Source organism: Campylobacter concisus, assembly GCF_002913865.1.
Lineage (GTDB): Bacteria > Campylobacterota > Campylobacteria > Campylobacterales > Campylobacteraceae > Campylobacter_A > Campylobacter_A concisus_AM.
Map to the genome: position 1 here is coordinate 1 of NZ_POYX01000115.1, position 9,233 is coordinate 9,233.

A 9,233-nucleotide genomic window follows, 5' to 3' on the forward strand; every position below is an offset into this window, starting at 1 on the left:
AATAAATATTAAATTTTATAGAAAGGATAAAAAATGGAATTTTTAATGGTTTTGATGTTTTTTATCGGTGGTCTATTTTTGTTGTTTAAACCAGAGAAAAAGCAGGCTGTAATGGGGTTTGGCATTGCTGGAATGGTTGTGCTTATTGTAATGATGGCATGGGTAAATAAATTTGCCGTTGTGCCAATGGGAAATTTTTAGGGGCAGGCAATGAATAATAAAAAATTTGCAAGCTGGGGTGATGACGAAAAGAGATTTTTCAATCTCTTTGCAGCTGCTGCCATTGCGTTGATCGCACTTCCTGTTGGCATTGCGTGTCTGATACTTGGATTTGGCATGGGTGATAGCCCTTGTATCATGTGTTGGCATGAGAGATTTTGCATGGTGGCGATCTCTTTTATGGCGCTTATCGTTGTACGTTATGGCTTTAAGGTTAGGTATCTGGTCACAATCCTCTTTTTAGCGTGCCTTGGGCTATATGATGGCTTTTTACACTATAGTTTAGATGGCACAGGCGGTGGATATCTTGATATAAAGCAAGGCTTTGGGCTTGAAATTTTAGGCGCTCATACGCAATTTTGGGTTGTTGTCGTACACTTTTGTGTCATTATCTTTTTAGGTGTTATTTTGATGCTTGGTAAAAATGTTGGCAAGATCATGCAAAATAGCGAAGAAAACGCATACGGAGTTGTTTTACCAAATTTCTTATTGGGAAAGATAGCTGTGGCTGTTTTTGTGGTCATTATGGCATTTAACTGCATTCAAGCTTTTATAACAGCTGGCCCACCACCATATCTAGCATCGGCTACGCCTTCTCGCATGAGCGCTGATCCTTCTAAATGGTTTTGGGAGCTTGATCACTGGGATGAACATGAGATAGATTTTCGCGAAAGCTGGAATCCAAAACTACCAAATTTACCAAAGTAAGGATATGGAATGAAAATTTTAAATTTAATAACACTTTGCACTTGCTTGGCATTTGGTGGAGAGTTTGATCTAAATGCAGCAAATGGTGCAGTTATAAATCTAACTCTCTTAAAAAAAGCTGGACAAATAGAGCTAAAACTAAATAATAGCAATCCAGTTACAGGTCTTGACTATGATGAGGAGAGCAAAAGTTTTTTGGTCGGCACTCTAAAATTTGAGCTTTACTCTATGGATGAAAATTTAGATCAGATAAAAAGCTATCTAAGAAGCACGCCTGATTGGATCATACAGATGGAAGATACGGTTGGTGCAAGCTTTTTTAAAGGTTCTCTTGGGCTGATTAGCTATAACAAAACGTATGAATTTTTCAAATTTATGCCAGATCAAAGCAAGGATGATGCAAATAAGGCGTGGAGATATTTGCATGATGGCTATGATAAATTTAGCCTTGATTTTAAGGACCGATACTACACAGTTCGTGCAAAACAGCAGTATATTCTCTCTTGGGATCACTCTGACTTCTACGGCGAATTTTTTATAGCAAGTGTGCCAGATGACATAAAGCAAAGTTGGAGTATTGCTAGTTTTAGTGATAGCGATAACCTTTTGTATACAGAATTTATTCCAAGCTTTGATGAGAGTCTTGGCGTAAAAGAGGGCAGGGAGATAAATGACTACTATATCACAGGAATGGACGCAAATGGCGAGTTTGTATACTTGTTATCTAAGCAATATTCAAGCATATTAAAACTTGACCCAAGGGCAAGAAAGGTCACAGAAATTTATAGCTTTGATGGCGTGGGTGATGCTCATGCGTTGGCCATAAAGGATGATAAATTTTATGTCGCTTCTAAAGAAAATGGCGTGAATAAAATTTTTATTTTCGAAAGATGAGATGTCTAAAAAAAGACTAACAAAATTTCTTTAAAGGAGAGCGTATGAAACTAGCATTTTCAAAAGCTGTTTTTGTAGCAGCTGGCGTTGCCTTATTCGCAGGCTCACTCTTAAACGCAGAGGATAAATTTAGTCCCGTCATAGTCATACATGGTGGCACTAGCGGACTTGAGCTTACCAAAGATGAGTTTAAAGTGCGAGAAGAGCCTATGAAAAAGGCGCTTTTGGCCGGCCAAGCTGTGCTTGAAAAAGGTGGTAGCGCGATGGATGCGGTGACGGCAGCCATTATGGTGTTAGAAGATGATCCAAATTTCAATGCTGGTAAGGGCGCAGTATTTACAGCTGACGGCTTTAATGAGCTAGACGCTTCTATTATGGACGGTTCTACTAAAAAAGCAGGCGCAGTTGCGATGGCAAGGCACATCAAAAATCCGATTCTTGGTGCAAGAGTCGTAATGGACAAGACTTGGCACACTCTTGTTGCTGGCGAGGGAGCTGACAAACTAGCCAAAGAAAACGGCCTAGAAATGGTTGATCAAAAGTATTTTTTCACACAGTTTAGATATGACGCACTCCAAAGGGCTAAAGAGAAACAAAAGCTCATGCTTGATAGTGAAAAGACAAAGAAAACTTCGCTAAATTTATATGAGCGTCCATATCTTGGCACTGTTGGAGCGATAGCGCTTGATAAAAATGGCAATCTAGCTGCAGCAACAAGTACTGGTGGCATGACAAATAAAATGACTGGCCGTATAGGTGATAGTCCGATAATTGGCTCTGGAACCTATGCAGATAATGACTCAGTGGCAGTCTCTTGCACAGGCACAGGTGATATCTACATGCGTGTAAATGCTGCTCATGAGGTCTCAGCTCTTTATAAATACAAAACTTCAGATGTGCAAAAAGCAGCCGAAGAGGCTGTAAAAGAGGTAGCAGCACTAGGTGGTAGTGGTGGTATCATTTCTATCGATAAATTTGGTAAGACTGGCTTTGCTTGGACTAAAGATAAGCTTGGTATGTATCACGGTGAGGCAAGACTAGGAGCTAAACCAGTTGTTTACTGGCCACTTGGCGAGAAATGATTAGATAGCTAGGCCAGATCCTATCCGGCCTAGTTTTTAAAGGGAGAAAGTTTATTAAAATATATAAATTGCTCCAAGAACGATAAATGCTCTTAGGCAAAAACCGCCGATTAAAACACCATATTCATTATATACACAGCTTTTGATGCCTTCGCTACATCCGCATACTGCTCCGTCTTTTGTTACGCCACATCTTTGTAGCATAAATTTGCTACCACCAATTAGCGGTAGTGCAAGACCAAGCACTATAAAGCCTATCCAAAACATCGGTGCTAGAGAACCTGATACTATTTTGGTTATGCTAGCCATACCAGCAGCTTCGTTTCTAACGCTTGCAAATAGCATCAATAGGGCGAAAATTTCAAGTGCCACCAAAATAGTGTGAAATTTATGCGACTCGTGGCTCAAAACGCCACCACCACTTAGCACAGATATAGCGTTTGCGCTAAGGCCTGTTGATATGGCTGAGATAGTAAATAGTATCGGTAGCCATATACTTGCCCAAAGTGGGATCGCTTTTACTACATATAAAAGTAGTCCAGTATATCCCATCACTCCAAGCGCTAGTAGCGAGCCAAAACTAAGCATCATATCGCAAATTTTGCCACCTTTTTTGACTTGTAAAAGCACGAGTACGCTAACTATTATGAAAAATGTTAGAAGATATGTGCCGATACTCATTATAGAAACTGGTCTTGTGTAAAGACCTATGATCTTAAATGGATTGATCGCTGCGCTTGGTGCTAGGTCAAATAGCAAAAGTGCAGTTCCAACTATGACCGCTATTGGTGCGAGCAAAAATCCAAATTTATAAAATTTCTCATCGAGCTTGCCCAAAAAGCCTTTGTAGGCTAAAGCTGAACACAAAAACGCTCCAGCACCTAAACCACCTAAAAAGAGATATATGACTATGAGCCATCCCCAAGTTGTTTGTTCCATTATCTATCCTTTAACTCTTAAAAGTTAGAAGAGCTCTTGACTGCTCTATCTCGTTTTCAAGATATAAATTTAAAAAATCAGCAAAGCTCACATAGGCTTCTAAATTTGTAGTCTCCTTACAGCGAGAGCTAAATTTATAAAACCACTCAAACGGATGAGTGCGGATGAAGTCATATTTTTTATGTAAAATTTCATCCATCTTCTCTTTTTTGTCTGCTTGTAAGGCATTGAAACTTAGAAAGTAAAGGTATTGCAGCTCGTATCCGATGAAATCATCTGGAAATTTATCAAACTGCTCTTTACTAAGCTTTAGTCCAGAGCTCTCATAAAAGCTTCGCACCTGCATAGTCTTCTCGCCAAACATCGTTTTATAATCAAAATAAACCGACTCGTATGGCTCGGCCTTTGGGTGTCTTGGCCCTACAAAAAGCCTGTTAAATTCATATCTTAGCTCGTCTAGCAAATTTAGATCATCTTTACACTTATTTAGCCAAAGTATGAAGTTGTGATTTTTAAATTTATCACTAAAATTAAGGCTTAGGCTTATGAGCTCATCTAAATTTTGCTCTCTAAGCTCCACTAAGAAAAATCGCCTTAAAAAGTCTTCAACACTAAGGCTAACGCTAAGCTTTTCTTTGACCTTATCCATCTTTTACTCTTTAATGTATGAATTCATTTCGCTTCATTCTTGGATAAAAGCGGATGTTTGGCTTGGTAAAGAAGTGTTTAAAGCCTGGCATCTCTTTTTGCATACCAGCGCTGTCGCTGACGTTGCTATCAATCAGTTTTAGTACTCCACACGGACAGCCCGCCACACAAGCTGGCTCTTCGCCACGCTCAAGTTTTTCAGCGCAGAGATTGCACTTTTGAGCCTTGCCGTCTTTGCCTTTTGTGATAGAGCCGTAAGGGCAAGCCATCAAGCAGTATCCGCAGCCTATGCACTTATCATGAAGTGGCTGTACGACACCATTTTCTAGCTTGATATAAGCCCCAACTGGGCAGACATCCATACAGGCTGGCTCGTCGCAGTGATGGCAAGAGCGAGTTATAAATATCTCTTTTTCTATGCCATCTTCATGTATCATAAGGCCATCAACATGTCTCCAGTTTATATCTGGATCTTGATTGTGATAGACTTGACATGAAATTTCACAAGCCTTGCAGCCTATGCAAAAGTTATAATCAAATAAAAAACCTTGTTTTCTTTTCATCTTAGACCCCTTTACATCTCTTGTTTAGCTGCTTTTTTTACTTCACAAAAGCTAGCTGTATAAGTTGAGCCATTTCCTAGATCGCTAACGCCATCAGAGCAAAGTATATTTGCCCCAGTTCTTGATTTTGTCACTTTTACCCAGATGTTGTTCCACGCATAGACTATGCCTGGGTTCATTTGATTTGTCTCGACTGCTGTAAAGACGGCTGTTCCTTTTTCGTTTGTTGCCTCAACTGTGTCTCCGTTTTTGATACCGCGTGCTTCCATATCTTCACGTGTCATAAATAGCTCAGCATTGCCCTTGACGATAACCCTTTTTAAGATATAAGGCATATTGCCCCAGTTTGAGTTATCTTGGAGCTGAGTACCTGGCGTCATGAAATAAAGCGGATATTTTTTGAGATAGTCTTTTCCAAATTTATTGCTCTTTTTATAGTAGTCCCAGTCAGTTTCAAGGTCTATTACTGGATGATAGCCTGCATCTTTAAAGGTTTGTGAGTAAAGCTCGCATTTTCCACTCTTTGTACCAAAAACTAGTTTGTCTTTTGGTGCATAAGGGTAGTATGGGAACTGATCCTTCATCGTTTCAGGTGTTCTAAATGGCTTGATCCAGCCGACTGATTTTAGTTTTTCATAGGTGATGTTTTGTTTTTTGGCAAATTCTGTATCCAAAAAGCGTCTGCAAACCGTTTCACTATCCCAGTTAAAGCACTCTTCTGTATAGCCCATCGCTTTTGCAAGAGCGTTAAAGAACTCTAAATTTGTCTTAGCTTCGCCAAGAGGTTTTACACTTTGAGCGTTGTAGCAGACGTATCCAGAAATTTGGTCGTTTTGGATATCCTCACTCTCCATAAATGTAACACCAGGTAGCACATAGTCAGCATAGTCACAGGTATCTGTTTCGTAAGGATCAATTACAACCAAAAAGAAGTCATCGTCCATTACACGCTTTTTGATCAAATTTGTATTTGGTGCTGTTACCATTAAATTTGAGTTGTAGTTGATGCATGCTCTAATGACCGTGTTTATAGGCTTATCAAGATATGTTGGATTTTCTTTTTGTATGCCTTTACCAAATTCTATATAGCTTACTTGCTGTCTTTCTATCTTTTTGCCATCTTTATCTTTTGGAGATAGGTCTGGCATACAGTTGTCGAAATTAAAGCAGCCTTTTACATGCACGTATGCCCAAAATAGTCCGCCACCAAGCTTTGTCAAGGCGCCAGTTAAAACTGGTAAAAATGTAACCGCACGAACAAGTCTTGCTCCGTTAAAGTGTCTTTGTCCGCCGTCGCCGTGCATGATAGCTGGTGCTTTTGCGTGAGCGTACTCTCTAGCAAAAACTTTGATCTGATCCACACTTGCTCCGCACATCTCAGATAGCTCGCCATAGGTGTATAGTGAGCACTCGTGTACTAGATCTTCAAAGCCTGTTGTATATTTTTCTACAAATTCATGATCATATAGATCTTCTTCTATTAAAAATTTACAGACCGCTAGACAAAATGCAGGGTCGCTAGATGGTTTTAGCTGGATAAACATATCTGCTTGGTTTGCTAGAGGAATTCTTATTGTATTTATAACGATGATCTTTCCGCCTCTTTTTTTAACACGGTGAGCAAATCTTATCCAGTGTACGGCTGTATAAGCTTCGTTTGATCCCCAGCTGATATACATATCGCTCTCATCGATCTCAAGTGCATCTTTTGAGAAGTCAGTACCTATAACGCTAGGAGTGCCCGCGTATCTTGGCCAGTCGCAAGGGTTTCTAACAAGTCTTGTGGCTCCATATTTTTCAAAGAAATTTCCTGGCGCGATAGTTTTTGAGATATGTCCCTCGTTGCCAGAGTAGACAAACTCGGTCAAGGCTTCGCCACCAAATTTCTCTTTTATCTCAGTTAGCTTTGCAGCTATCTCTTTTAAGGCTTGATCCCAGCTTATCTTCTCCCATTTGCCTTCGCCTTTTTTACCGACTCTTTTCATAGGGTGCATGATGCGGTCAGCGTTATATAGGTGCATGGCATAGGTGTGACCCTTGACGCAGACTGTGCCTTGTGTTAGCGGGTGCTTTGGATCTCCTTTTATACTTACCATTTTGCCGTCTTTTATCTCAGCGATCATCGAACAGGCATCACGGCAGTTTCTAGGACAGGTTAGGTAGTGGTACTCTACATTTTCCTCGTTCTTATAGGATTTTGGGTTAAAATCCACCTCAAATTGCTCCATACCAAATAGGCTAGGAGCTGTTCCAGCTGCTGCTAGAGCTGCTCCCGTGCCTTTTAGGAAAGAACGTCTTTGCATGTTTTCTCCTTAAATTTGATAGCTATTTCACCTCAAAGATAAAAACTTTATTCTCTTTGCCTTCTCGTGAGAAGATGTAAAATTTATTATCTTTGATTGCTAATGCTCTTGGGTTATTTACCCCACTAAAACTAAAAGCCTCGTCTATCTCTTTGGTGGTTAAATTTAACTTTAAAATAGTTGAGAAATTTTTACTTAAAAGATAGAGCGCATCAGGCTCCACATCAACACCAGTAATGTAGTAGTTGTTTAAATTTCTACCTTCTTTTAGCTGCAAATTTGCTCCAGCTTTTGGCATAAATTCTTCTAAGATCATCTTGTCATCACCATCAAATATAGCCACACTCCAGTAGTCTCTAACGTCATTTGGCACGCTAGCTGTGAAAAATTTATTTTCACTTTCTAAGTAGTCCCAGCCTAAGATGTACTGCTGTTTTGATCTAATGGTAGAAAATCTACCCTTGTTACCAAGGTCATTTAGCTTCCACGCGTCATATCCAGCCAATAGGTGCCTCCACTGGCTATTTTGCTCATCTTTGCTAATGTTGCTAGCTGGCTCATAAAAGACAAAAGTCTTGTTATAACTTATCATGCCAAGCTCTTTTTTATACCAAGTAGCTCCGACTGTTTCCTCCATCTCCATTATAAAATGGCGGTCATGCTTAGCATAACTTAGAGGCTTTAAATTCTCATCTGCGATGTAAAATTCATTGTCGTTTGAGACAATGGCAAAGTGCTTTTTGCTCTCATCGTAGTCAGCTCCAGTTATTGCATTATCATTTTGCAAATTTAGAGTGAGCGTATCTTTAAGACCTAGCTCTTTTGTGTTTTGGATAGCTCCATTTTTGCTATCCATGTCAAAGTTAAACCCAAAAGCAAGGCTTACTAATGCGACAAAAAATATTAGCTTTTTCATCTTTTACTCCTTACTTTGCTAGGTCTGGAAGCTCAGGGTTCCAGTCAAATCTAAAATCAAGCGAGCTATCCCAGTGGTCTTTCTCCCAGAACCATTTTGAAGGATCAATGCTCATTCTTGGTGGTGTGCTAGATCCTAGATATGGTGGTGGACCAGAGGCTATAAAGGCTTGAATGCAGTTTGCAAGGATGATCACGATAAAGACTAAATTTGCAAATTTGCCAAGCGGTAGGTAGCTTAGAAAGTTGCCATATTCGCCATTTGAGCTTTTTTGCATTATAAGGCCCAAATTTTTGCTAAACAAAAATATAAAAGCCAAAAATATGATCACGCAAAAATCAACAACCATAACCCAAAACTGAGTGTGAGCACCTAAAATTTCAAGGCCAAAACCTTGTTTGATGTCAAGATAGCCGCCAAATGTTCCATCTAGGCTGTAGTGAATAAAGCCATTAAATATACCCCAGCAAGCCATTAGTAAAAGTGCTGCTAGATAGCCAGGCTTTAGTCCGTACCTGATGATGAAAAGTGCTATTAGGCTAATAGCTATCATCGTGATCCTCTCGGCCCAGCACATTACGCAAGGGTTATCACCTAGCCCAAAGCCAAGTACTAAGCAGGCGATACCAACTGGAAGTGCCACAAGAGCAGTGATGGCCAGTGACATAAGGTTGAAAAAGCCTTGTTCGTTTGCTGGGATTTCGTTTTGTTTTGTTTGCATCTTGCCCTCCTAAAAGTTGCCTATTGGCAAGACTACCCATAAATTTACGTAAAATTCTAGTGCAACTAGTATTACGCACCCCAAAGCCATACAGGACGTTGCTATTTTCTTCATTTGTGGCTTTATGTATAAGATAAGCCCACTAATCAGAAATAGCGTCAAAATTAGAAATTCCATTTTGAGCTCCCAATTTGTAAATTTTCAACTACAAGCATGCTTATCTGAGAAAAATAATATAAC

The 9,233-nt window shown here is 39.8% G+C and carries 10 protein-coding genes; 4 read left to right on the forward strand and 6 right to left on the reverse strand.

The window, feature by feature from the left end; translation table 11 throughout:
* The first annotated feature begins 33 nt into the window (after positions 1-33).
* Genes CYP77_RS10025 through CYP77_RS07385 form a run of 4 tightly spaced genes read left to right on the forward strand, consistent with a single transcriptional unit; the run spans position 34 to position 2,903 of the window.
* On the forward strand, positions 34-201 hold the full coding sequence (locus CYP77_RS10025; protein WP_181001959.1) for a hypothetical protein: 168 nt from the start codon (positions 34-36) through the stop codon (positions 199-201).
* Between the two features lie 9 nt (positions 202-210).
* Positions 211-927, forward strand: coding sequence for a disulfide bond formation protein B (locus CYP77_RS07375; protein WP_103566105.1), 717 nt, complete (start codon positions 211-213; stop codon positions 925-927).
* A 9-nt stretch (positions 928-936) separates the two neighbouring features.
* Positions 937-1,821, forward strand: a complete 885-nt coding sequence (locus CYP77_RS07380) for a hypothetical protein (RefSeq protein ID WP_103566101.1) — start codon at positions 937-939, stop codon at positions 1,819-1,821.
* Between the two features lie 44 nt (positions 1,822-1,865).
* Entirely contained in the window at positions 1,866-2,903 is a 1,038-nt protein-coding gene (locus CYP77_RS07385) for an isoaspartyl peptidase/L-asparaginase family protein (protein WP_103566097.1), read from the forward strand.
* A 54-nt stretch (positions 2,904-2,957) separates the two neighbouring features.
* On the opposite strand, the gene nrfD is transcribed toward CYP77_RS07385, so the two are convergent.
* Genes nrfD through CYP77_RS07415 form a run of 6 tightly spaced genes read right to left on the reverse strand, consistent with a single transcriptional unit; the run spans position 2,958 to position 8,993 of the window.
* Positions 2,958-3,842: an NrfD/PsrC family molybdoenzyme membrane anchor subunit gene (gene nrfD, locus CYP77_RS07390; RefSeq protein ID WP_103566092.1), complete on the reverse strand. Its 885-nt coding sequence runs from the start codon at positions 3,840-3,842 to the stop codon at positions 2,958-2,960.
* A 10-nt stretch (positions 3,843-3,852) separates the two neighbouring features.
* Complete coding sequence (locus tag CYP77_RS07395; RefSeq protein WP_103566089.1) at positions 3,853-4,491, reverse strand: TorD/DmsD family molecular chaperone; 639 nt, start codon at positions 4,489-4,491, stop codon at positions 3,853-3,855.
* Positions 4,492-4,501: 10 nt separating this feature from the next.
* Positions 4,502-5,053, reverse strand: a complete 552-nt coding sequence (locus tag CYP77_RS07400) for a 4Fe-4S dicluster domain-containing protein (protein WP_103566085.1) — start codon at positions 5,051-5,053, stop codon at positions 4,502-4,504.
* 11 nt (positions 5,054-5,064) lie between these two features.
* Positions 5,065-7,356, reverse strand: coding sequence for a molybdopterin-containing oxidoreductase family protein (locus CYP77_RS07405; RefSeq protein WP_103566081.1), 2,292 nt, complete (start codon positions 7,354-7,356; stop codon positions 5,065-5,067).
* Between the two features lie 22 nt (positions 7,357-7,378).
* Positions 7,379-8,272, reverse strand: a complete 894-nt coding sequence (locus CYP77_RS07410; protein WP_103566078.1) for a hypothetical protein — start codon at positions 8,270-8,272, stop codon at positions 7,379-7,381.
* Between the two features lie 10 nt (positions 8,273-8,282).
* Positions 8,283-8,993, reverse strand: coding sequence for a disulfide bond formation protein B (locus tag CYP77_RS07415; RefSeq protein WP_103566073.1), 711 nt, complete (start codon positions 8,991-8,993; stop codon positions 8,283-8,285).
* Between the last annotated feature and the right edge of the window lie 240 nt (positions 8,994-9,233).

Coding starts and splice junctions, on each gene's coding strand:
- CYP77_RS10025 (WP_181001959.1), top strand. CDS start 34: ATGGAATTTTTAATGGTTTTGATGTTTTTTATCGGTGGTCTATTTTTG.
- CYP77_RS07375 (WP_103566105.1), top strand. CDS start 211: ATGAATAATAAAAAATTTGCAAGCTGGGGTGATGACGAAAAGAGATTT.
- CYP77_RS07380 (WP_103566101.1), top strand. CDS start 937: ATGAAAATTTTAAATTTAATAACACTTTGCACTTGCTTGGCATTTGGT.
- CYP77_RS07385 (WP_103566097.1), top strand. CDS start 1,866: ATGAAACTAGCATTTTCAAAAGCTGTTTTTGTAGCAGCTGGCGTTGCC.
- nrfD (WP_103566092.1), bottom strand. CDS start 3,842: ATGGAACAAACAACTTGGGGATGGCTCATAGTCATATATCTCTTTTTA.
- CYP77_RS07395 (WP_103566089.1), bottom strand. CDS start 4,491: ATGGATAAGGTCAAAGAAAAGCTTAGCGTTAGCCTTAGTGTTGAAGAC.
- CYP77_RS07400 (WP_103566085.1), bottom strand. CDS start 5,053: ATGAAAAGAAAACAAGGTTTTTTATTTGATTATAACTTTTGCATAGGC.
- CYP77_RS07405 (WP_103566081.1), bottom strand. CDS start 7,356: ATGCAAAGACGTTCTTTCCTAAAAGGCACGGGAGCAGCTCTAGCAGCA.
- CYP77_RS07410 (WP_103566078.1), bottom strand. CDS start 8,272: ATGAAAAAGCTAATATTTTTTGTCGCATTAGTAAGCCTTGCTTTTGGG.
- CYP77_RS07415 (WP_103566073.1), bottom strand. CDS start 8,993: ATGCAAACAAAACAAAACGAAATCCCAGCAAACGAACAAGGCTTTTTC.